Source organism: Ensifer sp. SSB1, assembly GCF_016652895.1.
Classification (GTDB): domain Bacteria; phylum Pseudomonadota; class Alphaproteobacteria; order Rhizobiales; family Rhizobiaceae; genus Ensifer.
Window position 1 is genome coordinate 16,776 of sequence record NZ_JAEPRP010000003.1, and the last position, 25,878, is coordinate 42,653.

Genomic DNA, 25,878 nt, shown 5'->3' on the forward strand with positions numbered 1-25,878 from the left:
GCCGGACGATCCGGCACAGAGGCAAGACCATGGACCAACGTTCTCCCACCGCACCCGTCCGCCAGGGCTACATGACCCGCAACCGGCTGGCGGTTTCGCTGCTCTTCCTGCTGAACGGCTTCGTCATCGGCAGCTGGGCGCCGAAGATCCCCGAATTCAAGGACCGGCTCGGCATCAGTGAAAGCGTGCTCGGCCTGCTGATCCTGATGTTCGGTATCGGCTCGCTGGTGCTGATGCCGATTGCCGGCGGCTATATCGCCCGTGTGGGGTCTCAGAAAGTCGCCAAGGTCACCGCCATCATTCTGTCGCCGTTGCTTCTGCTCTTGACGCTTGTCCCCGATGTCTGGACGGCCGCCGTCGCCATGTTCCTGCTTGGTGGCTTTGCTGGCGCCATGGACGTCGCGATGAATGCCAATGCGGTCGAGGTCGAAAAATCCATGCGCCGGGCGATCATGTCGTCCTGTCATGCCTATTGGAGCCTCGGCGGTCTGATCGGTGCCGGTATCGGCGGCTTCCTGATGGCCCGCTTCGGCGTGCTGCCGCATGTCCTCGTCGTCACTGCGATCTGCCTGGCACTGATCGTCGCCGCCTGGCCGATGATCCTGGCCGACAAGCCGCATCCGGGTGCTGCCAAGGAAAAACTGCGCCTGCCAATGACGCCGCTTCCCTGGCTGATCGGCATCATGGCGCTGTTCTCGATGGTACCGGAGGGCACGGTGCTCGATTGGGGTGCGCTTTACCTGCGCAACGAACTTGGCGCTTCGGTGGAGCTTTCCGGCTTCGGCTTTGCCGCCTTCTCCGCCACCATGGCGACCATGCGTTTTGCCGGCGATTTCGTCCGGGACCGCTTCGGCGCCAAGCGCACCTTGCGCATCTGCACGGTGACGGCCCTCGTCGGCATGGTCATCGCGGGCACCGCACCCAATGCCTATGTCGCCATCCTCGGCTTTGCCATCGCCGGCATCGGCATCTCCAACATGGTGCCGATCGCGTTCTCGGCCGCCGGCAACATGCCGGGTCTGCAGCCGGGCATCGGCCTCTCGGTCGCGACCTTCATGGGTTATTCCGGCATGCTGTTCGCGCCGTCGCTGATCGGCTTCGTCGCCGAGCATACGGGCTTTGCCATCATCTTCGCATCGGTGCCGCTGCTCTTCATCGTGGTGCTTTTGCTGTCGCACCATGCGGTGCATGCCGATCACGCCAAGGGGCACGAATGATCTATTGGGCCGCGGACGTGCTTGTTCTGCGCGGGTCGCAAGCGCGCCTCCAGCGCAAGGCCGCCATCAAATCGCCGTCAGGGCATGATGTCGCCGTTGACAATCAGGCTTTCCTCATCCACCTGAAAGGCAAATAGCCAGGGCGGGTTGAGGAAAGTCCATGTGGGTTGTACCCGCATCCGCGCCCGGCTTAGTGACCTACGAAGAGGCCTTCATGTCTTCCGCCTTCGATTACGACCCGCAGCCCCGCCGCGCCTCCGTTGCCGTCGACGTCGGTGGTGTCATCGTCGGGGGCGGGGCGCCGGTCGTGGTCCAGTCGATGACCAACACCGACACGGCCGATATCGATGCGACCGTGGCCCAGGTGGCCGCGCTCCACAAGGCCGGCTCGGAACTGGTGCGCATCACCGTCGACCGTGACGAAAGCGCTGCCGCCGTGCCGAAGATCCGCGAGCGGCTCGAGCGCCTCGGCCTGGATGTCCCGCTCGTCGGCGATTTCCACTATATCGGCCACAAGCTGCTTTCCGACCATCCGGCCTGCGCCGAGGCGCTGGCGAAATACCGCATCAATCCGGGCAATGTCGGCTTCAAGGACAAGAAGGACAAGCAGTTCGCCGAGATCGTCGAGATGGCGATCCGCTACGACAAGCCGGTGCGCATCGGCGTCAATTGGGGTTCGCTCGACCAGGAGCTGCTGACGCGGCTGATGGACGAGAACAAGGCTAACGGCTTTCCGCTGACCGCCCAAGAAGTGACGCGCGAAACGATCGTGCAATCGGCGTTGCTGTCGGCTGAACTTGCCGAAGAGATCGGCTTGCCGCGCAACCGCATCATCCTCTCGGCCAAGGTCTCGGGCGTTCAGGACCTGATCGCCGTCTACGCCATGCTGTCGGCCCGTTCAGACCATGCGCTGCATCTCGGGCTTACCGAAGCCGGCATGGGCACCAAGGGCATCGTCGCCTCGTCGGCCTCGCTCGGCATCCTCATGCAGCAGGGCATCGGCGATACGATCCGCATTTCGCTGACGCCGGAGCCCGGCGGCGACCGCACCCGCGAGGTGCAGGTGGCGCAGGAACTGCTGCAGGTCATGGGCTTCCGCCAGTTCATTCCCGTCGTTGCGGCTTGTCCCGGCTGCGGCCGCACCACGTCCACGGTATTCCAGGAACTCGCCCAGAAGATCCAGGACGACATCCGCCGCAACATGCCGGTCTGGCGCGAGAAGTATCCGGGTGTCGAGGGTCTGAAGGTCGCGGTCATGGGCTGCATCGTCAATGGCCCCGGCGAAAGCAAACATGCCGATATCGGCATCTCGCTGCCGGGCACCGGCGAAATGCCGGCCGCCCCCGTCTTCATCGATGGTGAGAAGGCGATGACGCTTCGTGGTCCCAACATCGCCGGTGACTTCGAGACGCTCGTGTCCGACTATATCGAGAAGCGCTACGGCCGTGGCCAGGCCGCTGCTGAGTAAACGGGTGCAGTCCGAGACTGGACGGCCTCAGACCTAAAGCCGCGACGTCAGCAGCTTCAGCCCCGCAAAGGCGAAGAAGCCGGCCATCAGGCTCTCGATCGCCCGCTTGGACCTGAGATAGGCGCGGTGGACCGGTGACAGCGAGAAGACGATCGCAAAGCCGCAGAAGGTCATCAAGCCCAGAACCATACAGCCGCCGATAAAGGTGGCCGTGACGCCGACGGTCGCACCTTCGGGCATGCCGAGCGAAACCAGCATGATCCAGGAGAAAATCGCCTTGGGGTTGGTCAGGTGGATGCCGAGCCCCTTGAGGTAGAGCCGCTTCAGCGAGGTCTGAACCTTTGCCGTCGGCACGATCGCGCTTCTGTCGCTGCGCATGGCGGCGCGCAGCGCGTTGTAGGCGAGCCAGAAGAGATAGCAGGCACCGGCGATCTTGAGCACGATGATCGCATTGCCATAGGCGCGGATCAGCGCCGAGAGACCTGAGGCGGTCAGCATCGCCCAGGTGTAGCTTCCGGTGAGTACGCCGAGGGCAAGCGCCAGGCCCGCTTTCCGTCCCTGGCTGACCGAGGTGGTGATGATCGCGAGGATCGCCGGACCCGGCGAGGCGGTCGCGATCAGATAGGCGGTCCAGGCGACGAGAAGCTGTGGCAGATAGGGCGTCGGGTCGAACATGCGAAAGAACTCCGGCTCGGTTGCCGGAGGCTAGATCAGTTCATCACCGGTTTGAAACAGCGAAATGTCACCGAGACAAGATGTCAGACGATCTCGTCGAGCGCCTCGATCAGACGGGCGCATTCCTGATCGGTGCCGATGGTGATGCGCAGGAAATCGGAAATGCGCGGCTTGGCGAAATGGCGCACCAGCACGGCACGCTCGCGCAGCGCCTTCATCAGCGTTTCACCGTTATGGTTCGGATGGCAGGCGAAAACGAAGTTTGCCGACGAAGGCAGAACCTCGAAGCCGCGCGTCGTCAGATCGGCCGTGAGGCGCTCACGCGACGCGATGATCTTGGCGCGGGTCTCCTCGAACCAGGTTTCATCCTCGATCGCGGCGATGGCGCCGGCTTGGGCCGGACGGCCGAGCGGATAGGAATTGAAGCTGTCCTTCACCCGCTCCAACGCCTCGATCAGCGGGCGCTGACCGATGGCGAAGCCGACGCGCAGGCCCGCAAGCGCGCGCGACTTGGAGAAGGTCTGAACGACCAACAGGTTCTCGTATTTCGAAACCAGCGTTGCAGCGGACTCTCCACCGAAGTCGACATAAGCTTCGTCGATGACGACGGGCTGATCCGGGTGCGCCGCGACGAGCCGCTCGATCTCGGCGAGCGGCAGGGCGATGCCGGTCGGCGCATTGGGGTTCGGCAGGATGATCGCGCCGCAGGGCCGGTCATAGCCGGCAATATCGATCGCGAAGCGCTCGCTGAGCGGCATCTCGACCGTGTCGATCTCGAAGAGCCGCGCATAGGTCGAATAGAAGCTGTAGGAAATATCCGGGTAGAGCAGCGGCGCGTCATGCTTGAGCAGGCCGGCGAAAATGTGCGCCAATACCTCGTCCGAGCCGTTGCCGACAAAGACTTCGTCCGCCGTCACGCCATAGCGCGTGGCAATCGCCTGGCGCAGCTTCAGCGCCAGCGGGTCGGGATAAAGGCGGAGGTCGCTGCTCGCTGCAGCGCCGATCGCGTCGAGCACCTTCCCAGAGGGGCCATAGGGGCATTCATTGGTGTTGAGCTTCACCAGATTGGCGATGCGCGGCTGTTCGCCAGGCACATAGGGCTTCAGCTTGGAGACGATCGGCGACCAGTACTTGCTCATGGAGCTAGCTCCTGCGGTTGGCGATGAAGCGGGCGGTTTCGACGAGAATGGCCGAGCGCTCGCCATAGGGCTCAAGCAGGGCTTCGGCCTCTGTGACCAGTTGCTCCAGCCGGTCTTCCGCCCAGGCCTGGCCGTGCAGCGCAACCAGCGTGCCCTTGCCACGGGCAGCATCCTTGCCGGTTGCCTTGCCCATAGTCTCTGCATCGGCGGTAAGGTCGAGCAGGTCGTCGGCAAGCTGGAAAGCAAGGCCGATCTTTTCGCCGAAGGCACGGAGCTGGGCGCGGTCGTTTTTCGACGCTCCGGCGACGATGGCGCCGGCCTCGCAGGCAAAGCGGATGAGGGCGCCCGTCTTCATTGCCTGCAGCGTGACGATGCCGGCCTCGTCAGGCGGCGACTTTTCCGCGGCCAGGTCGAGCGCCTGTCCGCCAGCCATGCCGCCGTGTCCGGCGGCGCGTCCGAGCGCCAGAACCAGTTCCACCTTCTGCGCATCCGAAAGCGATGTCTCGGGTGCTGCGATGATGTCGAAGGCGAAAGTCAGCAGGCTGTCGCCGGCAAGGATCGCCGTCGCCTCGTCGTAGGCCTTGTGCACGGTCGGCTGACCGCGGCGCATGTCGTCGTCGTCCATCGCCGGCAGGTCGTCATGGACGAGGGAATAGCAGTGCACACATTCGAGTGCTGCACCGACGCGCACGGACACATCGGCATTGCCACCCAGGAGATCGGCGCATTCGATCACCAGGAAGGGGCGAAGCCGCTTTCCGCCGTTCAGCACCCCGTGGCGCATGGCGGCGAGCAGGTTGGCCGGTCGCGTGATCTCGTCCGCCTCCGTCGTCGGGCCGAGCAGGCGCTCGAGCAGAGCTTCGACAGCGCGGGCATTGCCGGCGAGACGGAGGATGAAAGGCGATGTTTCCTGGCTCATGCGCGCTCTTTGGCACGGGCGAAGAGGGCTTTCAACGGGGATTCGTGTCGCAGCCGCGCGCTTTCCCTGGGACAGTTGTGTGGGCGCCTTGCCTTTTGCCATAAAGCCCGTTCAACTCTGCCGGCGCATGCACTAAGAGAAGCGGATGGACAGCGAGGTGAACAGTCAGGCCGTGAACGTCGTTCCGGAAGCGCGCGAGGAGGGCGAAGTGCCGTCCAGTCGCTGGTCTTCGCTTCGCCGCACGTTACGCACGAGACGCCGCCAGATCATCCTGGCCGTCCTTGGCTTTGTCGCCTTGCCCTATGTGCTGATCATTCTCTACCTTGTCGAGTTCATCCACCCGGTTTCGACGCTGATGCTGCGCGATCTCGTCCTGCTTCGCGGCTACGATCGTCAATGGGTCGAATTCGACAACATCGCCCCGGTGCTGGTGCAATCGGTGATGATGTCGGAGGACGGCCAGTTCTGCGCCCATGACGGCGTCGACTGGGGCCAGATGCGCGGCGTGGTCCAAGATGCGCTCGAAGGAGAATCGACCCGCGGCGCCAGCACCATTCCGATGCAGACGGTCAAGAACCTCTACCTCTGGAACGGTCGCTCCTTCCTGCGCAAAGGCATGGAATTGCCGCTGGCTGTCGCCGCCGATTTCGTCTGGAGCAAGCGGCGGATGATGGAGATCTACCTGAACATCGCCGAATGGGGTGACGGGATCTACGGTATCGAAGCTGCGGCTCGCCACCATTTCGGAGTTTCCGCGTCGAAGCTTTCGCGCCGGCAGGCCGCACTGCTCGCGGTTTCGCTGCCCAACCCGAAGGAGCGCAACGCCGGCAAGCCGGGCCGCGGGCTCAAGCGCCTGGCGAACCTGATCGAGCGCCGTGCCAGCCGCTCCGGCGGCTACATCACCTGCCTTTATGATTAGGATCAGACCTTTTCATTGGATGGGCTCGCCGGGCGATGTCATGCTCGCGTAGTAGAGTTCTGCCATCTGGGCCTCTCTCCGTTTGAAAGGCCCCGTCTCTCCCATGATTTCGATCTCTCCCTCGCTTTTCGCCTTCGGCCGCAGCGCCAATGATGCTCCACCGAAACATCTCGGAACCCGCTACGGCTCTGACGGCTGTTTCTTGCGCGAACCGGGCAACACGGTCGTCTCCCACGTCACGGCCGGATCGGCGTCAGAGGTTGCCGTGCTCGCAGTGCGCGATCGTCTGCTGGCGATGCCCGAGGCAGAGCAATTCGCCTTCACCCATCCGTCGAGCCTGCACATGACGATCTTCCAGGGCATCATCGAATATCGCCGCAGGCTGCCCTATTGGCCCGTTGACATGCCCTTCGACACGTCGATCGATGCGATGACGGAGCACTACTGCGCACGGCTCAAGAATTTTGCGCCGCAGCAGCCCTTCCGGGCGCGGGTGACGGATGTGACGCCGACCGGTCTCGCGCTCGAGGGAGACAGCGCTGCCGATCGCGCTTGCCTCAAGGCTTGGCGCGATGCTTTCGCCGCAGTCTTCGGCTATCGGCATCCGGATCATGACGACTACGCGTTTCATATCACCTTCGCCTATGTCATCGACTGGCTCGATGACACGGCACTGCCGCGCTGGCAGGAGATGTTGAGCGAACAACTTGCCTATCTCAGGGACCGGGTGCCGGTGATCGAGCTCGATCCGCCGGCTTTCTGCTCCTTCGAGGACATGAACCATTTCGAGGAACTGATCGTTTTCTCGGACAGACCTTAGCCAAGGAACAGAAATGACCGGACTTACCCTTTACGTCGGCAACAAGAACTATTCGTCCTGGTCGATGCGGCCCTGGATGGCGATGACCGCCGCGGGCATCGATTTCGAGGACGTGGTCATTCCCTTCGACTTTGCTGCGGGCAATCCCGATATCCGCGCGGTGTCGCCGACGGGACGTGTGCCGTTGCTACGGCATGGAGAATTGCTTGTCTGGGAGTCGCTGGCGATCATCGAATACGTCGCCGAGCTCTTTCCCAATGCCGGGCTCTGGCCCGCGGATCGCGAGGCCCGCGCCCGGGCGCGCAGCTATTCCATGGAGATGCTCTCCGGTTTCCGGGCGTTACGCGGTGCCTGCCCGATGAATGTCCGCCGGGAGAAGCAGGCTCTTGAGGTGGATGCCGACGTTCGCGCCGATGTCGCCCGCATCGAGCAAATCTGGAAGCAAGCGCTTGCCCGATCCGGCGGCCCGTTCCTCTTCGGCGCCTTCGGTGCAGCAGACGCGATGTACGCTCCTGTGGTTAGCCGTTTCGACGTCTATGATCTCGTTGCGGATCAGGAATCGCTCGGATACATGCAACGGATGAAGGCGCATCCCGCCTACCGAAAGTGGGAAGAGGCGGCCCGCGCCGAGCCGTGGGTCGTTCCCGAAGACGAGGTCTGAATCGGTTCCGCCAGATCTTGAGTCGAAAAATTGCGGCTGGGGACTGGTCAAACGGGAGTTGGCCATGTATAAGCGCGCCAAATTTCCGTGATTGACATCTGTTTAACACGGCCATTTCGGCTGCTGAACAGTGTTTGCCCGATAAGTGGAGAATGAAATGGCTGTACCTAAAAGAAAAACGAGCCCGTCCAAGCGTGGCATGCGCCGTTCCGCTGACGCCCTCAAGGCTCCGACCTACGTCGAAGACAAGAACTCGGGCGAATTGCGCCGTCCGCACCACATCGACCTGAAGACCGGCATGTACCGTGGCCGTCAGGTTCTGACCCCGAAGGAAAGCGCATAAGCGTTTCCGTTCGTGGAATGGTTCAAAGGGCTGGCTCTGCCGGCCCTTTTGTTTTGCGTCTGACATTTTCTCGCTTGGACCCTGTGCTATGCGCAGGCGCTGGAGCATCACGCTGCAAAGTGAAGTCACTGGAAGCGGAGAGATGCTCTACACCCTAAGTGCTAGAGCGTCCCTGGTGCGTTCATACGACCGCACAGCGCTCTAGGCCTGAAGACGCCGCAAGACGCGGCAAAGGAGTTCGTGCCCGATGCTCGCTGCCGTGCCGCTGCTGATCCTGCCTTTCGTTATCTACAATCTCGCGATGATCGGAATGTTCGGCGGTATTGCCGGACTGAATGCCGAGATGCTGTCGCTGTCCATGCTGTCGGGCGCGACCTGGACGATGCGCTTCGGCGACCTCCTGATCGTCGTTGCACTGCTGTTGCTCTTCGTCGAATTGCTGAAGGCGACCCGCACGAGCACGCGTGCGCTGATGGATCACCTGTTGTCGATGATCCTGTTCATAGTCTTTTTGATCGAATTCCTGTTGCTGGCGCCGGCGGCCACCCAGCTCTTCTTCATCCTGATGACGATCAGCTTCATCGATGTCATCGCCGGTTTTGCCGTCTCGATGCGTTCGGCCGGCCGCGACGTGTCGATCGGCCTTTAGGAACCGGCCTTATCCTGGGTATAACCCAGTCCAGAAGACGTACGAGCGCAAGGGAATGAGGCGGGTGGTTCACCCGCCTTTGCGAAAAGGGCGTGCTAGCCGAGATTGTCGAGCTTGGTCTGGAGCGCGCGAAGCTGCTCCTTGAGCTCGTCGATATCCTTGGCCTCGGCCTTCTTGGTTTCCTTCACCGGCGGGGCGGTGATGAAGGGCGAGAACATCTGCATCGCCTGATGAAACATCTCGGTATTGCGGCGGACCTGCTCTTCGACAAGTTGCAGCGGAGCCTGCAGGTTCTTGCCGAGCGGCGTGTCGCCAAAGGCCTTGTTGATCTGCTCGCGCATCTGCGACTGCTGTTCGGTGAAAGCCTGCATCGAGTGCTCGAGATAGCTCGGTACCACCATCTGCATCTGGTCGCCGTAGAACGAGATCAACTGGCGCAGGAACGAGATCGGCAAAAGCGTATTGCCGGTCTTGGATTCCTGCTCGAAGATGATCTGCGTCAGCACGGAATGGGTGATGTCCTCTCCGGACTTCGCGTCCTGGACGATGAAATCTTCGCCCTTCTTCACCATGACAGCCAGGTCGTCGAGCGTGACATAGGTGCTGGTCCCGGTGTTGTAGAGCCGCCGGTTCGCATATTTTTTTATAACGATCTGGCCTTCGTGCTTCGCCATCAGGGTCTCCTCTCACCCATCATCCCGTCTTTATTGCGTTTTTCAGAGTATCCGCAAAAGAGCTCCGCTGACAATGTCTTTGTGCGTTGCGACGACGCAAGTGCGAAATCTTGCGGCTGCGTCTTGAGTGACGGTTTTGTGGCACTGCATCAAGGCGTTTGACTTGCGTCGCGCGCTTTGCCAGTCTGCTTTCATTAGGCAAGAAAGATCTGAGGAAACGTCCCATGAGCAATCCCTCCATCGTGATCGCCAGCGCCGGCCGCACCGCGGTCGGATCCTTCAACGGAGCGTTCGGCAACACCCCGGCACATGAGCTTGGCGCCGCCGTCATCAAGGGCGTGCTCGAGCGCGCAGGTGTCGAAGCGGGCGAAGTCGACGAAGTGATCCTCGGCCAGGTTCTGCAGGCCGGCGAGGGCCAGAACCCGGCGCGCCAGGCAGCGATGAAGGCGGGTGTCCCACAGGAAAAGACCGCCTGGGGCATGAACCAGCTCTGCGGTTCCGGCCTTCGTGCCGTCGCGCTCGGCATGCAGCAGATTGCAACCGGTGATGCGGATATCATCGTCGCAGGCGGCATGGAGTCGATGTCGATGGCGCCGCATTGCTCGCATCTTCGCGGCGGCGTGAAGATGGGCGACTTCAAGATGATCGACACGATGATCAAGGACGGCCTGACCGACGCCTTCTACGGCTATCACATGGGTATCACCGCCGAGAACGTCGCCCGCCAGTGGCAGCTCAGCCGTGAAGAGCAGGACACCTTTGCGCTCGCTTCACAGAACAAGGCAGAAGCCGCCCAGAAGGCCGGGCGCTTTGCCGACGAGATCATTCCGTTCATCGTCAAGGGCCGCAAGGGCGACGTCACCGTCGACCAGGACGAATACATCCGCCACGGTGCAACGCTCGACCAGATGACGAAACTTCGTCCGGCGTTCGACAAGGAAGGCACGGTCACCGCGGGCAACGCCTCCGGCCTCAATGACGGCGCCGCTGCCACGCTTCTGATGACCGAAGCGCAGGCTTCCAAGCGCGGCATCCAGCCGCTTGCCCGCATCGTTTCCTGGGCAACGGCCGGCGTCGATCCGCAGGTCATGGGCACCGGCCCGATCCCGGCTTCGCGCAAGGCGCTGGCTAAAGCCGGCTGGGCGATCGGCGATGTCGAGCTGGTCGAGGCCAACGAGGCCTTCGCCGCCCAGGCCTGCGCGGTCAACAAGGACCTCGGCTGGGATCCGTCGATCGTCAACGTCAACGGCGGCGCGATCGCCATCGGCCATCCGATCGGTGCGTCCGGCGCCCGCGTGCTCAACACGCTGCTCTTCGAAATGAAGCGCCGTGGCGTTTCCAAGGGGCTTGCAACGCTCTGCATCGGCGGCGGTATGGGCGTCGCCATGTGCGTCGAACGGCTCTAGTCGGTTTGGCGGCATGAACAGCGCCAGGTGGGTTCCGTTTTCCCTCTTGCTGGCCGGTTCGCCGATCGTTTCTGCACATGCCAATCCCGCGCCTCTCGACGAGGCGCGGTTGGTTCAGTGCATGCTGGAACATACGACTTCTGACGAGGAGGGCGTGTTCAAGGACGTGATGGTTGCCGCCTTGAACGATGACAGTGGTGCGCTGAAGGCGTCGCTGGAACAACTCAGTACACTGATGATGGAACTCGCGCTCACCAAGTGCGAGGTGGGAATGCCTATGCTCGCGACGCCGCAGTTTCAGGCGGCCGCCGGGCTCTACGGGCAACAGATCGGCGAAAAGCTGATGAAGAAGGCCTTTGAGAAACTGAACTGATCAAGTGGGAGGCGTGCATGAGCAGGGTAGCATTGGTCACGGGTGGGTCGCGCGGCATTGGCGCTGCAATTTCCATCGCACTCAAGAATGCCGGCTACAAGGTGGCTGCCAACTATGCCGGCAATGACGAGAAGGCCCAGGCCTTCAAGCAAGAAACCGGCATCCCGGTCTACAAGTGGGACGTTTCCAGTTATCAGGCCTGCGCCGAGGGGATCGCCAAGGTCGAGGCCGATCTCGGCCCGGTCGAGGTGCTGGTCAACAATGCGGGCATCACCCGCGACGCGATGTTCCACAAGATGACGCCCGAGCAATGGGGCGAGGTGATCGGCACCAACCTTACCGGTCTCTTCAACATGACGCACCCGCTCTGGTCCGCCATGCGCGACCGCGGTTTCGGCCGCGTCATCAACATCTCGTCGATCAACGGCCAGAAGGGCCAGATGGGCCAGGCCAACTATTCGGCCGCCAAGGCTGGCGATCTCGGCTTCACGAAGTCGCTCGCCCAGGAAGGGGCCGCCAAGGGCATCACCGTCAACGCCATCTGCCCGGGCTATATCGGCACGGAAATGGTGCGGGCGGTGCCGGAGAAGGTGCTGAACGAGCGGATCATTCCGCAGATCCCCGTCGGTCGCCTCGGCGAACCGGAAGAAATCGCCCGCTGCGTGGTGTTCCTGGCCTCCGACGATGCCGGCTTCATCACCGGCTCGACGATTTCGGCGAATGGCGGACAGTTTGTCGTCTGACCTTCCGGTCTCTCAAGCGTTTTTCAAGCGGCGCCCTTCGGGGCGCCGCTCTTATGAGGAGTGGAGGAAGCAGGCGCCGTTCTCCCGAGGGCTTGAATCGCGAAGTTGCGCCCTCGATCGTGTTGTGGGCGCACGGCGCAAGCACTATATCTTGTGGAGAACAAAAGCGGAATAATGCGCGGATCACGAGTCGCCGTCAGATACGCTCGCACTGGTCGAGGAAGCGGAGCGCGATTCTCATTCTCCTCATCCGGTGAATCTCCGACGAATTTCGTGAAAAATTTTCCAGGCTTTCCAGAGTCTTGGATTCGGAATCCTTGGACCTGTCTGGCAATGGCGCAGCCCGGATTGAGGCGAGTCGTGAGCCTCATGGCGTGGAATCAGCACCAGATTCAGCATGTGGTGCAACGTTGGGTGTTGAAATCTATATGTAGTCGTGAACATACAGTGAATCGCGATGAGTCTTCGATTCGTCGCCGATTCGTTCCATGGCTGTTCCGATTCTCGATTGCGCCAACCACAACAGGTGGTGCAATGGGCTGAGAGCATAGAACGATGGTTTTAGTTGTCGGCGCCCCTTGCGTTTGGCTCGGTGCGTGGGCATGTGTTTGCCGCCAGCGTGAAAAGGCGCTGCCGTAATTTCTGAATGCCCGGGATCGATGACGTGTCCGTTCACCCCATGATCCTGAGCGGCCGCGGCGTAACCGCGGTGCTCGGGCCAACCAATACCGGCAAGACGCACTACGCGATCGAGCGCATGATCGCGCATGAGAGCGGCGTCATAGGCCTGCCGCTGCGCCTCTTGGCGCGCGAGGTCTATACGCGCCTTGTCGAGAGGGTCGGCCACCACAATGTCGCGCTGATCACGGGCGAGGAAAAGATCACGCCACATCGCGCCCGCTTTTCGGTCTGCACCGTCGAAGCGATGCCGCGCGAGACCACGGCGTCCTTCGTCGCAATCGACGAGGTGCAGCTTGCTGGCGACCTCGAGCGCGGCCACATCTTCACCGATCGGATCCTGCATCTGCGAGGACGCGGCGAGACGCTGCTCCTGGGCGCCGGAACGATGCGGCCGATCCTCGAGCAGCTGCTGCCCGGCATCACTGTCGTCGAGCGGCCGCGCATGTCGCAGCTTCTCTATGCCGGCTCGAAGAAAATCACCCGCCTGCCGCATCGCTCGGCGATCGTCGCCTTCTCGGCCGACGAGGTCTATGCGATCGCCGAGCTGATCCGCCGTCAGCGCGGCGGTGCCGCGGTGGTTCTCGGCGCGCTTTCGCCACGCACGCGCAATGCCCAGGTGGCGCTCTATCAGGAAGGCGATGTCGAATACCTGGTCGCGACCGACGCGATCGGCATGGGGCTCAACCTCGACGTCGATCATGTCGCCTTCGCACAGGACCGCAAATTCGACGGATACCAGTTCCGCAATTTGAATCCGGCCGAGCTTGCGCAGATCGCCGGCCGTGCCGGTCGGCACTTGCGTGATGGCACGTTCGGGGTGACGGGTCGCGTCGATCCTTTCGACAACGAGCTGGTCCATCGCATCGAGGCGCACGAGTTCGATCCGGTGAAGGTGCTGCAGTGGCGCTCGAAGGCGTTCGACTACTCTTCGCTTCCCGCCCTGAAGAAGAGCCTCGAAGCAGCGCCGACGGTTCCCGGCCTTGCCCGGGCGCTACCTGCGGTAGACCAGCAGGCGTTCGAACATTTGACCCGCTACCCGGAGGTCGTCGATATCACGACCAATGCCGAGCGCGTGGAAAAACTATGGGAAGCCTGCGCGCTGCCGGACTATCGGCGCATCACGCCCGCCCAGCACGCCGATCTGATCTCGACGATCTACGCAGATCTCGTTCGCCGGGGGGCGGTGAACGAAGATTTCATGGCCGAACAGGTCCGGCGCGCCGATCATACCGACGGCGAGATCGACACACTTTCGGCGCGAATCGCGCAGATCAGAACCTGGACCTATGTGTCGAACCGACCGGGATGGCTGGCCGATCCGACACACTGGCAAGAAAAGACGCGGGAAATTGAAGATCGATTATCCGACGCACTACATGAACGGTTGACGAAACGCTTTGTTGATCGCAGGACATCTGTGCTCATGAAGCGCCTGAGAGAGAATGCTATGCTGGAAGCTGAAATCAGTGTGAATGGTGATGTCTTCGTCGAAGGACACCACGTAGGACAACTAACCGGTTTCCGGTTTACGCTGGCGACCGGCGGAGACGGCCCGGATGCCAAGGCCGTGCAGGGGGCTGCCCAGAAGGCGCTGGCACTCGAGTTCGAGGCGCGGGCTGCGCGTCTGCACGCCTCGGGCAACAACGACCTGGCGCTTTCGTCGGACGGCCTGGTGCGCTGGCTCGGCGACCCCGTCGCCCGTCTCGCGGCGAGCGACCACGTCATGCGCCCGCGCGTCATCCTGCTTGCCGACGATCAGCTCCAGGCGAATGCCCGCGAGCACGTCCTGGCGCGCATCGAGCGTTTCGTGAACCATCACATCGGTACGGTGCTGAAGCCGCTCGACGATATTTCGCGTGCAGAGGATCTCGAGGGCCTGGCCAAGGGCCTCGCGTTCCAGCTCGTCGAAAACCTCGGCGTGCTCTTCCGCCGCGATGTCGCCGATGACGTCAAGTCGCTGGACCAGGACGGTCGCGCTTCGATCCGCAAGTACGGCGTTCGCTTCGGCGCCTACCACATCTTCCTTCCGGCGCTCCTCAAGCCGGCTCCGGCCGAGCTCATCACGCTGCTCTGGGCACTGAAGAACGACGGCCTCGACAAGCCGGGCTACGGCGACCTCATCCCGATGCTCGCCGCGGGTCGCACGTCCGTCGTCACCGATCCGTCCTTCGAGCGGACCTTCTACAAGCTCGCCGGTTTCCGTTTCCTCGGAAAGCGCGCCGTCCGCATCGACATCCTTGAGCGCCTGGCCGATCTCATCCGGCCGTTGCTGCAGTGGAAGCCCGGCGCGCAGCCGCGTCCGGAAGGTGCCTATGACGGCCGCCGCTTCACTGCGACCACGTCGATGCTCTCAATCCTCGGCGCGACGCCCGACGATATGGAAGAGATTCTGAAGGGCCTCGGCTATCGCGCCGACAGCGTCAAGGCCGAGGAGGCTGCGGCCTTCCTCGCCAGCCATGACGGTGCACCGGCTGCAACGGCTGCCGCTTCCGAGCCGGTCGCCGTCGTCGATGATGCTGACGCTGGTGACAGCGCGGTTGAAGTCGAGGCTGCTGCCGTAGAGGCACCTGCCGCCGAGGCTGAAACGGCTGAAGGCGAAGTCGCTACGAGCGAGGCGCATCCTGCCGAAGGTCAACTCACCGAGACCGGGGAACCGGTTGAAGCCAAGCCGGTTCTGCTCTGGCGTCCGGGCACCCGCCAGGACAACCAGCGCCAGGGCGGCGGCCGCCACCAGGGCGACCAGCGTCGCGGCGGTCAGCGCCACGGGCACGGTCAAGGCCAGGGTCAGGGCGAAGGACGTGAAGGCGGGCGCAAGAGCGGCCAGCCGGCGCGCGGCAAGCGTCATGAAGGCGGCAAGTCGGAAGGCGGACCACGCCAGGACCGCGGCGACCGTCATGATCGCCACGACCGCGGTGGCAAGCCGGGCCAGGGCAAGTTCGAGGCGCGTCCGCCGCGTCGCGAGAAGCCGGTGGATCCGGATTCGCCCTTCGCCAAGCTCGCTGCGCTCAAGGAGCAGATGAAGAAGTAAGGCAGGTCATGGAAAAACAGCCCGCGTCCAACCCGGCATCGCGCCAGCGTCTCGACAAGTGGCTGTTTTTTACGCGGCTGATCAAATCTCGATCGCTTGCGCAAAAGGCGATCGAGGATGGCCGCGTGGCCGTCAACGACCAACGCGTGACGCAGTCGTCGTTTCAGGTCAAGGCGGGCGATATGCTCGAGCTCGCTCTCGACCGGCGCAATCTGATCGTGCGCGTTCTTGCGCCGGGGGAACGGCGCGGCCCTTACGAGGAAGCGCGGCTTCTTTACGACGATCTCACGCCCGAGCAGCCGAAGGAGAAACTCTCGGCTTTCGATCTCGCTACGCGCGACCGAGGGGCGGGGCGTCCGACGAAGAAGGAGCGGCGGGAAACCGATCGGCTGAAACCCGATTTCGATCCACGCGACGATTGACGTCCGTCGCGATCTTTCAGACCCGCTCCCTGCGCTTCACGTTCTGATTTTTCGCAGATCGCACCGCAAAAACCACGGCGCACTTTTGCGCGACATGCTTTAGAAAACTCTGCCTTTGACGCGGCGTTTCGCGCATTGAATATTCTTGCAAAGGGCCCATAAAGCCTTTACCTGACAGACCCACGTAGGGTGCATCGGGTTTGCTTCGGCAGCTATGCGCGCCGGACATTCCTAGCATGCGCGGACGACGAGCATCACCATTGATTGCCGTCTGCCATCAAACGTGAGCATTGGCTGGAGTACCTCATGACGTATGTCGTGACCGACAATTGCATTCGCTGCAAATATACCGACTGTGTCGAAGTTTGCCCCGTGGATTGCTTCTATGAGGGTGAGAATTTCCTCGTCATTCATCCCGACGAGTGCATCGACTGTGGCGTTTGCGAGCCGGAATGTCCTGCCGAGGCGATCAAGCCGGACACCGAGCCGGGCCTTGATATGTGGTTGAAATTGAACGCTGATTTTGCCAGCAAGTGGCCGAACATCACGGTCAAGCGCGACCCGATGCCGGAAGCCAAGGAGATGGACGGCGTCGAAGGCAAATACGACAAGTTCTTCTCGGCCGAGCCGGGTCAGGGCGACTGAGACGAGCGATTTTAATCGTTCGTCGAGGCTGACGAAGCGAGAGCGGCCCCGTGCGCCAAACCTGGGGAAAACACGCACTGCGCTCGCAGTTGCGAGAATGGTGGCTTGATGGCTGCCATGCAGCAAATTATTGATTTCGGCACTTTTTTGTGATAGGTTCCTTCTACTGATCCACAGAGGGTGTTTTTGCGCGCCCGAAAACCATCACGAAAGCAAACGATCTCCAAAACGCGGTCTCCCTCTTTACGCAACATGGCTTTGCTCTGTTGTGACCGCATTTCATGAGGCTGTTTGCGTTCCTTGGACGGACCAGGATGTACCCACCCGGCGGTATCCCCGTCTATCCCGGGCCTCACTGACCCGGCCCCGGCCAGAATGGCCGGGTGCGAAACAGGGAGTTTTTGAAACGAATGACGACCCAGCAGAAAAAATCTTCGACACGCCAGGGCTTCAAGACCGGTGAATCGATCGTCTATCCGGCCCACGGTGTTGGCCAGATCGTCGCGATCGAAGAGCAGGAAGTCGCCGGCATGAAGCTTGAGCTTTTTGTCATCGATTTCGAGAAGGACAAGATGCGTCTGAAGGTGCCGGTAGCCAAGGCTGTCAGCATTGGCATGCGTAAGCTGTCCGAAACCGATTTCGTCGATCGCGCGTTGAAGGTTGTGCAGGGCAAGGCTCGCGTGAAGCGCACCATGTGGTCGCGCCGCGCCCAGGAATACGATGCCAAGATCAATTCCGGCGACCTGATTTCCATCGCTGAGGTCGTCCGCGATCTCTATCGCGCCGAAAACCAGCCGGAACAGTCCTATTCCGAACGCCAGCTCTATGAAGCTGCCCTCGACCGCATGGCGCGCGAAATCGCTGCCGTCAACAAGATGTCGGAGACCGAAGCCGTTCGCCTCGTCGAGGCTAACCTCAGCAAGGGTCCGAAGCGTGGCAAGTCGATCGAAGAAGACGACGCCCAGGACGAAGCCGCTTAAGCGCGTTTCGCCCGAAATCAGTACCTGCAAAAAGCCCGGCCGTCGTGCCGGGCTTTTTCTTTGACCGAATGGAACCTTTCGCGCCAACGCGCATTTATATTAGCCGGCAGAAATGCGCCGCTTTCGCGCCGGGCGATCTTGGTTCTGTGATCCATCACCGTTCAGGTTCGTGACTTGGAAGTTAGGGCGCCGCGTCGTTTCTTCAAGTTTCGACGTCGCGGCGCGAGACGCCCCTGCTGCCGGACGCCTCATCCGTCTGGCCTTTTGGACTTCACGCGCAATGGCGCCCGGCGCCAGTCACGGAGTGATCGATGAAGACTCTCACTGCAGACCGGCGGATGATCAAGATCGCAATGGAAGCGCCCTATCTTGAGCGCGACGAGGAGCACGCGCTGGCACAGGCGTGGCGAAACGACCATGATCAGGAAGCCCGCAACAAGATCGCCATGTCGCACATGCGGCTGGTGATTTCGATGGCCGCGAAATTCCGCAACTTCGGCCTGCCGATGGGCGACCTGGTCCAGGAAGGTCATATCGGCTTGCTGGAAGCGGCCGCCCGCTTCGAGCCGAGCCGCGAAGTGCGTTTCTCGACCTACGCGACCTGGTGGATCCGGGCATCGATGCAGGACTATGTGCTGCGCAATTGGTCGATCGTGCGGGGCGGAACGAGTTCGGCCCAGAAGGCCCTGTTCTTCAATCTGCGGCGCTTGCGCGCGCGTCTGGCCCAGGGCGACCGGCAGCTTACATCGCAGGCGATGCATGAAGAGATCGCGGCGGCCCTGGGTGTGAGCATTGCCGATGTGCAGACTATGGATGCCCGGCTTTCCGGTAGCGACACCTCGTTGCAAGCGCCCGTCGGCGGCGCCGATTCCGACGGCGGCGAGCGGCTGGATTTCCTCGCCAGCGATGCGCCGCTGCCGGATGAACAGGTCAGCGACATGATCGACGGAGAGCGTGCCCGCGTGTGGCTACGCGATGCGTTGGGTGCCTTGACCGAAAGGGAAATGCGGATCATCCGCGCACGGCGACTGTCAGAGGATGGTGCGACGCTCGAAGAGCTCGGCCTCGATCTTGGCATTTCCAAGGAACGGGTGCGGCAGATCGAAACCCGGGCACTCGAAAAGCTGAGGGCAGCACTTGCGACCAAGGCGCCTGCCCTGACCGCCGGTATCCACTAAAGCGCGTCGCGATCTTTCCGTCGCAACCCGCGCTTTTCCTATTTGATTGCTCACGTGTCGCAACGCGAGCCGCCCGCATTCCTGCGCGGCATGAGTGATAGCGTCCTACCTCGCCGCAAATCGGCCTGTGATGCGTTCGCGGGGCGCGGCCCTGCACAGACTCGGCGCACGCGGTGGCCCGTTGTGAGGCCGCCTCGCCTACTCTCACGACCACTTGCTTATTCAGAAACGATCTTGACCTTGTCGCCCGGCTTCACCGTCGAGGTGACCTGCATCGCGTTGATCACCCGGAACAGGTCGAGCTTGCGATCCGTGCCCATCATGCGGGCGGAAAGCGTCGCGATCGTTTCGCCAGGTCTTACCGTCACGACGCGGATGCGCAGTGGCTTCAAGGACTGGGCCTCTCCCTGCGTCATGCGACGGAACGAGCTGCGCAGCTGGTTCGCGGTCGGCTCCAGCGCATTCGAACCCTTGGGAACCGCGGTCAGGAAGCGGTAGATGCGGCTATCGATCCGGATGACCGTGACGTCGAAGTCCCAGCGATCTGCGGACGCGCGTGCGGTCGCGGCTTCGAGACCGTTGACGCTGATCGGTCTGATCGTGTCTGGCTGCAGGCCGGTGACCCAGCCGCTGGCGATGTAGTCCGTCAGGCTGCGCCCTCCGGTGTCCGCCACGCCGTCGAAACGCACGGCGATATCGCCGGGTCCCGTCGCCAGAACCGCTTCCGCCTTGTTGTCGATCTGGAAGCCGGTCGGGACGTCGAAGCGGATGCCGAGCTGGCCATGCAGGAAGGTCTGGCCGCGGACATAGCCTTCCTGCGGGCTGTCGCCGTAGAGCAGGCCGTCGATGCCGGCAAGGTAATAGTCGCGACCGCGATCGCCGCTGGTGCCTTCCGGCCCGAAGGCACGGGCGTGGCGGCGTGCGAGATCGACGCGCTGCGGCGCGTTAGGATGGCTCGACAGGAAGTCGAGGCTCTGGTCGGATTCCGGGTCGACGGCGGTAAAGCGGCTATAGGCGGCCATCGAATCCAGGAAGCGTGCGGCCGCGTAGGGATCGTAGCCGGCCTCGCCGAGCATGCGTACGCCGATGACGTCGGCCTGGAGTTCCTGGTTGCGCGAGAAGGCTGCGAGCCTCAGCTTGCCGCGGGCGAGCGCCTGCTTGCCGGCGAGATCGGAGGACAGCACTTCGGAGACCACGCGGCTGGCGATGACTTCCGCTTCTTCGCGCTGCTGGCGCTCGATGCCATGGTTGGCGGTGACGTGCGCCATCTCGTGCGAGAGGACGGCGGCAACCTCGGAAGCATCGTTGGCAAGAGCGAGCAGGCCGCGGGTCACGTAGAGATATCCACCCGGCAGCGCAAAGGCGTTGATTGCCGGCGAATTCAAGATGGTGATGCGATAGGACTGCTGCGGGTTTTCCGAAACGGCGGTCAGCGCGCCGGCGATGCGGGCGACCAGCCGTTCCGTCTTTGCATCCTTGTATTCGCCGCCATAGCTCGCAACGATGCGCGGATGTTCACGTGCGCCCATCTTGGCGCGGGGATCGTTCTTCTGGACCTCGTCGACAATCTGCGGATTGGACGAGGGCGAAACCGTCGGCTCGTAGGATTGCTCGATCACAGACTGGCATGCGGAGAGAAGCGTGGTCGCAAGCAATGCAACCACGACGCGTGCACGCAGCCGTCCGCGCTTCGGCGGGAACCGGTCGTGTGTGACTGTATGCCTCTCCATGCCTCAGCCCGTTTCCCGTCTGCCGCTCCGCCCGCATACGGCGGGTCGATGGAGCGACAGCGTTGAAAGTCCTACTTTTTCAGTCCGGCAGCGTTGCTTCGCCGCGACTGTTCAGCCCTGGTCTTGCTGTATCTGATTTCAGCGCCACCTGCCTAGTTTGTCTCGGTAGAAATAGTTGCCCCGTGGTATCACGGCAACGGGTGCGCGAATATTCACGCCTTCGCCGGATAATTCGCGCGTCGCATGGCGCCGCGGTCAAATTGTGGCAATCGGCTGGGGCCGACGAGAAACCAGGCCCCCCTTCAGGCGTTGCCAAGAAAGCGGTCGATCGCCGCATTGTCACGCCGCTCCAGGAAGCGGTCGAGTGTATCGTGTGCAATGATACGCCCCTGGTCGAGAAAAAGCACGCTATCGGCCAGCGCCTTCACGTCTTCGGGATGGTGTGTGATCATCAGGATGGTGTTGCCTTCTTCCGCATGCAACTCGCTGAGCAGCGTGCGCATGCCGGCGCGCATGCCGGGGTCGAGTGCGGCGAAAGGTTCGTCCAGCAGCAGCAGAGGGCGATGCCGCACGAGCGCGCGGGCGAGTGCGACACGCTGGCGCTCGCCGCCGGAAAGCGTGGGCGGCAGCCGGCGTGTGAAGCCTTCAAGCCCAACGCGCCGAAGTGCGTCCTCAATCGTCGTTCGATCTTCGTCCGTCAGGGCAAGCGCCGGGTTGATGCCCAGACCGACATTGGTCGCGATATCGAGATGGGCGAAGAGATTGTTGTCCTGGAAGATCATGGAGATCGGCCGTTCCGAGGGCGGCTTGCTGGCAGCCTCTTCGCCCAGGATGCGGATCTCGCCGCGGTCAGGGTCTTCAAAGCCTGCGATCAGGTGGAAGAGCGTCGACTTGCCGGAACCGGAGGCGCCGGCAACGGCGACGATGCCGCCGGTGGCGATGGTGCAATCGAAGTGCAGCGCGGCCGTTTCGAAACGAACCTCGACATGGCGCAGTTCGATGGCGGCGGTGGGGTCGGTCATGCGGTGCGTCCTTCCCGCCGGCTGTCATTCGCCGTACCGAGAATGGTGAAGATCAGGCAGAGAAGCCCGAGGAAGAGGGCGAGGCCGGCCGCATCGGCGGTGCGGTAGCTGCCCATGCGGCTATAGAGCAGCCAGGGAAGCGTCACCATGTCCTGGGAGCCGAAGAGGGCCACCGCGCCGAGATCGCCGAGCGATAGCGCCATGGCAAAGGAGAGCGCCATCAGCAATGGTTTGCGAAGGGCGGGAAGATCGATCCATCGCAGGCGATGAAAGCCGCGGATGCCAAGGCTTGCCGTCAGCCGTTCGGAGCGCGCCGCGTGCGTGGCCATGGCCGGCGCGAGGATCCGGTGGACGAAGGGAAGGGCCATCAGGGCATTGATCGCCACGACGATGACAGGCGCAAAGCGCGCGACATCGCCGAAGGGGCGGAGGAGCAGGAACCAGCCGGCGCCGAGCACAACTGGCGGCACCAGCAGGATCAGCGAGGTGCTGGCGCCGATCGTACCGGCAAAGCCGCGTGCCAACGCGCCTGTATGGCGTGGGGCGGTAACCGTGGCCGCAGCACGAATCATCACGGCAGCCACGGCGACGGAGGCGAGCGCCGAGGCAAGCGCGATCGAAGCGCTCGTCACCAGTGCCCGATGCACGTTAGGATCGCGCGCAAGCTTGAGGAGATCGGCCTGCAGGCCCGAGACGACGACCGCGATCAGCGGGGCAATGAGGAAGAGCAATGCGAGAATGATCCAGGCGCTATCGTTAAGCCGTGCGACGGGCCTTGCGCCATCGAAGCGGCGAACCGTGCGACCGCCGGTCATGCCCTCTTCCGGCTCCGTTGCCAGACGCCGCAGAATGAGGAGCAGTGCGCCGGTCATGGCGATCTGCAGGCCGGATAGCGCGATCGCGCGCGGCGGGTCGAAGTCGAAGCGCAGGGCCTGGTAGATCGCGACCTCGATGGTGCTGGCCGCGGGACCGCCGCCAAGCGTCAGCACGAGCGTGAAGCTGGTGGCGCAGAGCATGAAGACGAGGCCGGCCGCGCCCGGCAGCAAGCCACGCAGGACAGGCCATTCGATGAAGCGGAAAAGCGCGCGGGACGGCATGCCGAGATTGGCGGCGCTACGCCAGTATTCGGCGGGAATGCGTTCAAGCCCGGCCAGGAACAGGCGTGCTGCCAGTGGCATGTTGAAGAAGACATGCGCGAGCAGGATGCCGAACAGGCCATAGATGCTGATCGGCTGCTCGAGGCCGAGCCAGCGCAGGCCGGAGTTGAGGAAGCCCTGGCGTCCCCAGATCTCGATCAGACCGAGCGCGCCGACGAGAACGGGCAGGCCGAGCGGCAGCGCCATCAGCCGCAACAGCCAGATGCGACCGAAGAACCGAGGCCGCCGCGCCAGTGCCCGCGCCACGGGAATGGCGAACAGCACCGACAGCAGCGTCGAGAGGGTTGCCTGCAGCAGCGTGAAGCGGGTGACGCGCCAGATATAGGCGTCGAACAGGTTGCCTTCGTTCGTGCCGGCGGTCTGGGCGAGCAAGGCTGCGATCGCCAGGCCGACGAAGAGCAGGAAGGCGCCGAGGCAGAGCGCCCCGGCGACAACAGTCATGCGGTTTTCGCGCAGTGCGAACAATCCGGCCTCAGCTCTTGCTCATGGCGGCAAGCCATTCGTCGATCCAGGCCTTGCGGTTCTTCGCGACTTCTTCCGACGGCAGCAGGAAGGTCTTCTCCGGATTGACCAGCTTGTTGAAGGCATCCGGCAGCGGCTCGCTGGTGACGCCGACCGGCATCATCCAGTTGGTCGTCGGGATGATCGACTGGAACTCCGGCCCGGTCATGAAGCTCAGGAACTGTTTTGCCAGGTCCGGCTCCTTGGCATGCTTGGTCATGCCGGCGACTTCGATCTGGATGTAGTGGCCTTCGGAGAAGGCCGCCGCCTGGTAGCGCTCGTTGTTTTCCGCGACCATGTGATAGGCCGGCGAGGTGGTGTAGGAGAGCACCATCGGTGCTTCGCCCTTGGTGAAGAGGCCGTACGCTTCCGACCAGCCGGGAGTGACGGTCAGAACGCGGTCCTTGAGCTTAGCCCAGGCAGCGCCGGCCTCGTCGCCATAGACGGCCTTGACCCAGAGCAGCAGGCCGAGGCCCGGCGTCGAGGTGCGCGGGTCCTCGATGACGATCTTCTGTGACGGGTCGCCTTCGACGAGCTCCTTCAGACTCTTCGGTGGCGTCTTCAACGTTTCGGTATCGTAGACGACGGCGAAGTGGCCGTAATCATAGGGAAGGAAGGTATCGTCGGAGAAGCCGCCCGGAACCTTCAGCTCCTTGGCATCGACGCCGTGCGGCGCGAAGAAGCCGGTCGCCTTGGCTTCCGCCACGAGGTTGGTATCGAGGCCGAGCACGATGTCGGCCTTCGAGGCGTCGCCTTCGAGCTTCAGGCGGGTGAGCAATTCGACACCATCGGCGACGCCGACATAATTGACCTTGCACTCGCAGGTCTTTTCGAAGGCTTCCGCCACCTTGGCGCCCGGGCCCCATTCGGTGATGAAGCTCTCATAGGTATAGACCGTCAGCGTCTTGTCGGCTGCCGTTGCATGGTGGGCGAAGACGAGACTTGCGGTAGCAGCCAGAGCTAGCCGGCTAAACAGTTTGTGTTGCGATAAATTGGACATGGCAGGCACCTCTCCCAAAGTTCGTTGTTGCATGGGAAAAGGGCGTATCGATCCGATCGCGTCTAATCCCTCCGCCGGTATGAGCCGGATCAGGTTCCGCGGGTTGGCGTTGCACGCCTCTCAGCCTCCGGCCGCTATGCGGTCGGGAGGCACCCCGTTAGAGCGGCAAAAGATTTACCGCCACGTTGGTTCCATGGCAAGCGATGTTTGGGGGGAGCCGAAAGTGGCGCCTTGGAGCGGGGCATTGGCTCGTATTTGCGTAAGCCGCCAACTGCGCTACACCACTGCAGCGAGGAGGAAACGCCATGCCAGATATGCTCGTTCGACTTTACGCCCTGCCGTCTCAGCCTCAGTCGAGGCTTGGAGCGGGTATCAGCATTCGCCGTGCCATGGCGCCGGAGCGCCGCCTGGTCGTCTCCTGGATCGAGAAGACCTTTGGTGCCGGCTGGGCGGGCGAGGCGGAAGCGGCCTTCTCTTCCACCCCGACGCGCATGCATGTCGCGGTGCACGAGGAAAAGATCGTCGGCTTTGCCTGCCACGACGTGACCGCGCTCGGCTTCTTCGGTCCGACTGGCGTCGATGAAGGCATGCGCGGCCAGGGGATTGGCGAGGCGCTGCTGATCGCCAGCCTGACGGCGATGCGCGAGGCCGGCTATGGCTATGCAGTCATCGGCGGCGTCGGACCGGCGAAGTTCTACGAGCGGGTAGCCGGTGCGTTCGAGATTCCGGATTCGACCCCGGGCATCTATGCCGGCATGCTGTTTCCAGATCCGGTGCCGGAAGGGCACTGACGGCTTCAGCAAAATTTCGAGAACCGGTCGTCCAACGGTTTTCTTCGTTTTCCTTCCGCGGTCCTTTGCGCTATGGGCTTTGCCATGGCTCGATCGACCTTCACCATTCTGCTTGGCGGCGCCCTTTCGCTGACCGACCGGCTGACACGACAGCTGAGCGGAAGCCGCTTCGTTGCAGCTGACGGCGGCATGCGCCATGCCCGTTTGCTCGGCGTCGTACCCGATGTCTGGGTCGGCGATTTCGATTCGACCGAAGACGCGTTGCTTTCCGAGTTCGCCTCCGTTCCACGCGAGCCCTATCCGGCGGCAAAGGCGGCGACGGATGGCGAGATCGCGGTTGAGGCAGCGCTATCGCGCGGCGCCGATCGGCTGATTTTCGCGGGCGCGCTCGGCGGCACCCGCAGCGACCACGCCTTCATGCATCTGCTGCATGCTGTCGCCCTTGCCGAGCGTGGGCTTCCGGTGCTGATGACCTCGGGCGAGGAAGAGGCCTATCCGCTGCTTGCCGGTCCGCTCGAGCTCGACCTGCCGAAGGGTTGCCTCTTCTCGGTGCTAGGTCTGACCGAACTTACCGGCCTTTCGATCGTCAATGCGCGCTATCCGCTCGACGATTTCACCCTGCCGTTCGGCTCGTCCCGAACCGTTTCCAACGTTGCGGAGGGTCCCCTTCGCTTCACTCTCAAGAGCGGTCGCGCCATCGTGCTTGCCCGCCCTTATGATCTTTCCGGAGCCTGAGC

General features: G+C 62.7%; 25 protein-coding genes and 1 riboswitch. Of the genes, 17 read left to right on the forward strand and 8 right to left on the reverse strand.

All coding sequences use genetic code 11. The features are described 5' to 3' along the window. Positions 1 to 29 precede the first annotated feature (29 nt). Positions 30 to 1,217 carry an MFS transporter gene (locus tag I8N66_RS01015; protein WP_291148622.1) on the forward strand — a complete coding sequence of 396 codons (1,188 nt, stop codon included), beginning with the start codon at positions 30 to 32 and terminating at the stop codon, positions 1,215 to 1,217. Between the two features lie 214 nt (positions 1,218 to 1,431). Next, positions 1,432 to 2,685: a flavodoxin-dependent (E)-4-hydroxy-3-methylbut-2-enyl-diphosphate synthase gene (gene ispG / locus I8N66_RS01020; RefSeq protein WP_113535437.1), complete on the forward strand. Its 1,254-nt coding sequence runs from the start codon at positions 1,432 to 1,434 to the stop codon at positions 2,683 to 2,685. A 33-nt stretch (positions 2,686 to 2,718) separates the two neighbouring features. On the opposite strand, the gene I8N66_RS01025 is transcribed toward ispG, so the two are convergent. The 3 genes from I8N66_RS01025 to I8N66_RS01035 all read right to left on the reverse strand — a co-directional run bounded on the left by I8N66_RS01025 (position 2,719) and on the right by I8N66_RS01035 (position 5,418). Further along, positions 2,719 to 3,360: a LysE family translocator gene (locus I8N66_RS01025; RefSeq protein WP_291148628.1), complete on the reverse strand. Its 642-nt coding sequence runs from the start codon at positions 3,358 to 3,360 to the stop codon at positions 2,719 to 2,721. An 83-nt stretch (positions 3,361 to 3,443) separates the two neighbouring features. Then, positions 3,444 to 4,499 (reverse strand): histidinol-phosphate transaminase, encoded by a 1,056-nt coding sequence (hisC, locus tag I8N66_RS01030; RefSeq protein ID WP_291148631.1) that lies wholly within the window; start codon positions 4,497 to 4,499, stop codon positions 3,444 to 3,446. Positions 4,500 to 4,503: 4 nt separating this feature from the next. Then, complete coding sequence (locus tag I8N66_RS01035; protein WP_291148634.1) at positions 4,504 to 5,418, reverse strand: polyprenyl synthetase family protein; 915 nt, start codon at positions 5,416 to 5,418, stop codon at positions 4,504 to 4,506. 172 nt (positions 5,419 to 5,590) lie between these two features. Here I8N66_RS01035 and mtgA point away from each other — a divergent pair, with 172 nt between their 5' ends. From mtgA to I8N66_RS01060, 5 genes are all read left to right on the forward strand, one after another. Further along, positions 5,591 to 6,337, forward strand: a complete 747-nt coding sequence (mtgA, locus tag I8N66_RS01040; RefSeq protein ID WP_291148791.1) for a monofunctional biosynthetic peptidoglycan transglycosylase — start codon at positions 5,591 to 5,593, stop codon at positions 6,335 to 6,337. Between the two features lie 103 nt (positions 6,338 to 6,440). Beyond that, on the forward strand, positions 6,441 to 7,157 hold the full coding sequence (locus tag I8N66_RS01045) for a DUF1868 domain-containing protein (RefSeq protein ID WP_291148637.1): 717 nt from the start codon (positions 6,441 to 6,443) through the stop codon (positions 7,155 to 7,157). Between the two features lie 13 nt (positions 7,158 to 7,170). Next, complete coding sequence (locus I8N66_RS01050; protein ID WP_291148640.1) at positions 7,171 to 7,818, forward strand: glutathione S-transferase family protein; 648 nt, start codon at positions 7,171 to 7,173, stop codon at positions 7,816 to 7,818. A 157-nt stretch (positions 7,819 to 7,975) separates the two neighbouring features. After that, complete coding sequence (rpmF, locus tag I8N66_RS01055) at positions 7,976 to 8,161, forward strand: 50S ribosomal protein L32 (RefSeq protein ID WP_003543812.1); 186 nt, start codon at positions 7,976 to 7,978, stop codon at positions 8,159 to 8,161. 247 nt (positions 8,162 to 8,408) lie between these two features. Then, the gene (locus tag I8N66_RS01060; RefSeq protein WP_113535385.1) at positions 8,409 to 8,810 is read left to right on the forward strand and encodes a hypothetical protein; all 402 of its coding nucleotides are present in this window, start codon (positions 8,409 to 8,411) and stop codon (positions 8,808 to 8,810) included. Positions 8,811 to 8,905: 95 nt separating this feature from the next. On the opposite strand, the gene phaR is transcribed toward I8N66_RS01060, so the two are convergent. Beyond that, the gene (phaR, locus tag I8N66_RS01065; protein ID WP_113535384.1) at positions 8,906 to 9,484 is read right to left on the reverse strand and encodes a polyhydroxyalkanoate synthesis repressor PhaR; all 579 of its coding nucleotides are present in this window, start codon (positions 9,482 to 9,484) and stop codon (positions 8,906 to 8,908) included. A 224-nt stretch (positions 9,485 to 9,708) separates the two neighbouring features. Here phaR and I8N66_RS01070 point away from each other — a divergent pair, with 224 nt between their 5' ends. The 8 genes from I8N66_RS01070 (at position 9,709) to I8N66_RS01105 (ending at position 18,940) form a co-directional block, all read left to right on the forward strand. Beyond that, positions 9,709 to 10,890 carry an acetyl-CoA C-acetyltransferase gene (locus tag I8N66_RS01070; protein ID WP_113535383.1) on the forward strand — a complete coding sequence of 394 codons (1,182 nt, stop codon included), beginning with the start codon at positions 9,709 to 9,711 and terminating at the stop codon, positions 10,888 to 10,890. A gap of 13 nt (positions 10,891 to 10,903) precedes the next feature. Continuing rightward, positions 10,904 to 11,263, forward strand: coding sequence for a hypothetical protein (locus I8N66_RS01075; RefSeq protein WP_162768589.1), 360 nt, complete (start codon positions 10,904 to 10,906; stop codon positions 11,261 to 11,263). A 17-nt stretch (positions 11,264 to 11,280) separates the two neighbouring features. Beyond that, positions 11,281 to 12,006 (forward strand): beta-ketoacyl-ACP reductase, encoded by a 726-nt coding sequence (locus tag I8N66_RS01080; RefSeq protein ID WP_113535381.1) that lies wholly within the window; start codon positions 11,281 to 11,283, stop codon positions 12,004 to 12,006. A 664-nt stretch (positions 12,007 to 12,670) separates the two neighbouring features. Then, positions 12,671 to 15,715, forward strand: coding sequence for a helicase-related protein (locus tag I8N66_RS01085; RefSeq protein WP_291148648.1), 3,045 nt, complete (start codon positions 12,671 to 12,673; stop codon positions 15,713 to 15,715). Between the two features lie 8 nt (positions 15,716 to 15,723). Next, the gene (locus I8N66_RS01090; protein ID WP_291148651.1) at positions 15,724 to 16,137 is read left to right on the forward strand and encodes an RNA-binding S4 domain-containing protein; all 414 of its coding nucleotides are present in this window, start codon (positions 15,724 to 15,726) and stop codon (positions 16,135 to 16,137) included. Between the two features lie 306 nt (positions 16,138 to 16,443). Next, complete coding sequence (gene fdxA, locus I8N66_RS01095) at positions 16,444 to 16,782, forward strand: ferredoxin FdxA (RefSeq protein ID WP_113535379.1); 339 nt, start codon at positions 16,444 to 16,446, stop codon at positions 16,780 to 16,782. Between the two features lie 410 nt (positions 16,783 to 17,192). Further along, a complete protein-coding gene (locus I8N66_RS01100) occupies positions 17,193 to 17,762 on the forward strand; it encodes a CarD family transcriptional regulator (protein ID WP_113535378.1) in 570 nt (189 codons plus the stop codon). 311 nt (positions 17,763 to 18,073) lie between these two features. Then, positions 18,074 to 18,940, forward strand: a complete 867-nt coding sequence (locus tag I8N66_RS01105; RefSeq protein ID WP_113535377.1) for an RNA polymerase factor sigma-32 — start codon at positions 18,074 to 18,076, stop codon at positions 18,938 to 18,940. A 218-nt stretch (positions 18,941 to 19,158) separates the two neighbouring features. Here I8N66_RS01105 and I8N66_RS01110 read toward each other — a convergent pair whose 3' ends face one another. From I8N66_RS01110 to thiB, 4 genes are all read right to left on the reverse strand, one after another. After that, a complete protein-coding gene (locus I8N66_RS01110; RefSeq protein ID WP_113535376.1) occupies positions 19,159 to 20,670 on the reverse strand; it encodes a M48 family metalloprotease in 1,512 nt (503 codons plus the stop codon). A gap of 302 nt (positions 20,671 to 20,972) precedes the next feature. Then, positions 20,973 to 21,692: a thiamine ABC transporter ATP-binding protein gene (thiQ, locus tag I8N66_RS01115; protein WP_291148657.1), complete on the reverse strand. Its 720-nt coding sequence runs from the start codon at positions 21,690 to 21,692 to the stop codon at positions 20,973 to 20,975. Continuing rightward, the gene (gene thiP / locus I8N66_RS01120) at positions 21,689 to 23,314 is read right to left on the reverse strand and encodes a thiamine/thiamine pyrophosphate ABC transporter permease ThiP (protein WP_291148660.1); all 1,626 of its coding nucleotides are present in this window, start codon (positions 23,312 to 23,314) and stop codon (positions 21,689 to 21,691) included. The genes thiQ and thiP overlap by 4 nt, the downstream gene beginning before the upstream one ends. 7 nt (positions 23,315 to 23,321) lie before the next feature. Continuing rightward, positions 23,322 to 24,350 carry a thiamine ABC transporter substrate binding subunit gene (gene thiB / locus I8N66_RS01125; RefSeq protein WP_291148663.1) on the reverse strand — a complete coding sequence of 343 codons (1,029 nt, stop codon included), beginning with the start codon at positions 24,348 to 24,350 and terminating at the stop codon, positions 23,322 to 23,324. Between the two features lie 49 nt (positions 24,351 to 24,399). Beyond that, positions 24,400 to 24,517, reverse strand: a riboswitch (TPP riboswitch). 138 nt (positions 24,518 to 24,655) lie between these two features. Between thiB and I8N66_RS01130 the strand changes: the two genes are divergently transcribed. Together I8N66_RS01130 and I8N66_RS01135 are read left to right on the forward strand one after the other, a co-directional pair. After that, complete coding sequence (locus tag I8N66_RS01130; RefSeq protein ID WP_113535373.1) at positions 24,656 to 25,141, forward strand: GNAT family N-acetyltransferase; 486 nt, start codon at positions 24,656 to 24,658, stop codon at positions 25,139 to 25,141. Between the two features lie 84 nt (positions 25,142 to 25,225). Next, positions 25,226 to 25,876 carry a thiamine diphosphokinase gene (locus I8N66_RS01135; protein WP_113535434.1) on the forward strand — a complete coding sequence of 217 codons (651 nt, stop codon included), beginning with the start codon at positions 25,226 to 25,228 and terminating at the stop codon, positions 25,874 to 25,876. The last annotated feature ends 2 nt before the right edge of the window (positions 25,877 to 25,878 follow it).

Excerpts from the sequence above, each read along its gene's own strand:
- I8N66_RS01060 (WP_113535385.1), top strand. The coding sequence starts at position 8,409 with ATGCTCGCTGCCGTGCCGCTGCTGATCCTGCCTTTCGTTATCTACAAT.
- I8N66_RS01135 (WP_113535434.1), top strand. The coding sequence starts at position 25,226 with ATGGCTCGATCGACCTTCACCATTCTGCTTGGCGGCGCCCTTTCGCTG.
- I8N66_RS01105 (WP_113535377.1), top strand. The coding sequence starts at position 18,074 with ATGAAGACTCTCACTGCAGACCGGCGGATGATCAAGATCGCAATGGAA.
- I8N66_RS01050 (WP_291148640.1), top strand. The coding sequence starts at position 7,171 with ATGACCGGACTTACCCTTTACGTCGGCAACAAGAACTATTCGTCCTGG.
- thiQ (WP_291148657.1), bottom strand. The coding sequence starts at position 21,692 with ATGACCGACCCCACCGCCGCCATCGAACTGCGCCATGTCGAGGTTCGT.
- I8N66_RS01025 (WP_291148628.1), bottom strand. The coding sequence starts at position 3,360 with ATGTTCGACCCGACGCCCTATCTGCCACAGCTTCTCGTCGCCTGGACC.
- ispG (WP_113535437.1), top strand. The coding sequence starts at position 1,432 with ATGTCTTCCGCCTTCGATTACGACCCGCAGCCCCGCCGCGCCTCCGTT.
- I8N66_RS01110 (WP_113535376.1), bottom strand. The coding sequence starts at position 20,670 with ATGGAGAGGCATACAGTCACACACGACCGGTTCCCGCCGAAGCGCGGA.
- I8N66_RS01035 (WP_291148634.1), bottom strand. The coding sequence starts at position 5,418 with ATGAGCCAGGAAACATCGCCTTTCATCCTCCGTCTCGCCGGCAATGCC.
- rpmF (WP_003543812.1), top strand. The coding sequence starts at position 7,976 with ATGGCTGTACCTAAAAGAAAAACGAGCCCGTCCAAGCGTGGCATGCGC.
- I8N66_RS01100 (WP_113535378.1), top strand. The coding sequence starts at position 17,193 with ATGACGACCCAGCAGAAAAAATCTTCGACACGCCAGGGCTTCAAGACC.
- I8N66_RS01090 (WP_291148651.1), top strand. The coding sequence starts at position 15,724 with ATGGAAAAACAGCCCGCGTCCAACCCGGCATCGCGCCAGCGTCTCGAC.
- fdxA (WP_113535379.1), top strand. The coding sequence starts at position 16,444 with ATGACGTATGTCGTGACCGACAATTGCATTCGCTGCAAATATACCGAC.
- hisC (WP_291148631.1), bottom strand. The coding sequence starts at position 4,499 with ATGAGCAAGTACTGGTCGCCGATCGTCTCCAAGCTGAAGCCCTATGTG.
- thiB (WP_291148663.1), bottom strand. The coding sequence starts at position 24,350 with ATGTCCAATTTATCGCAACACAAACTGTTTAGCCGGCTAGCTCTGGCT.
- I8N66_RS01080 (WP_113535381.1), top strand. The coding sequence starts at position 11,281 with ATGAGCAGGGTAGCATTGGTCACGGGTGGGTCGCGCGGCATTGGCGCT.
- I8N66_RS01070 (WP_113535383.1), top strand. The coding sequence starts at position 9,709 with ATGAGCAATCCCTCCATCGTGATCGCCAGCGCCGGCCGCACCGCGGTC.
- phaR (WP_113535384.1), bottom strand. The coding sequence starts at position 9,484 with ATGGCGAAGCACGAAGGCCAGATCGTTATAAAAAAATATGCGAACCGG.
- I8N66_RS01015 (WP_291148622.1), top strand. The coding sequence starts at position 30 with ATGGACCAACGTTCTCCCACCGCACCCGTCCGCCAGGGCTACATGACC.
- I8N66_RS01045 (WP_291148637.1), top strand. The coding sequence starts at position 6,441 with ATGATTTCGATCTCTCCCTCGCTTTTCGCCTTCGGCCGCAGCGCCAAT.
- I8N66_RS01075 (WP_162768589.1), top strand. The coding sequence starts at position 10,904 with ATGAACAGCGCCAGGTGGGTTCCGTTTTCCCTCTTGCTGGCCGGTTCG.
- I8N66_RS01130 (WP_113535373.1), top strand. The coding sequence starts at position 24,656 with ATGCCAGATATGCTCGTTCGACTTTACGCCCTGCCGTCTCAGCCTCAG.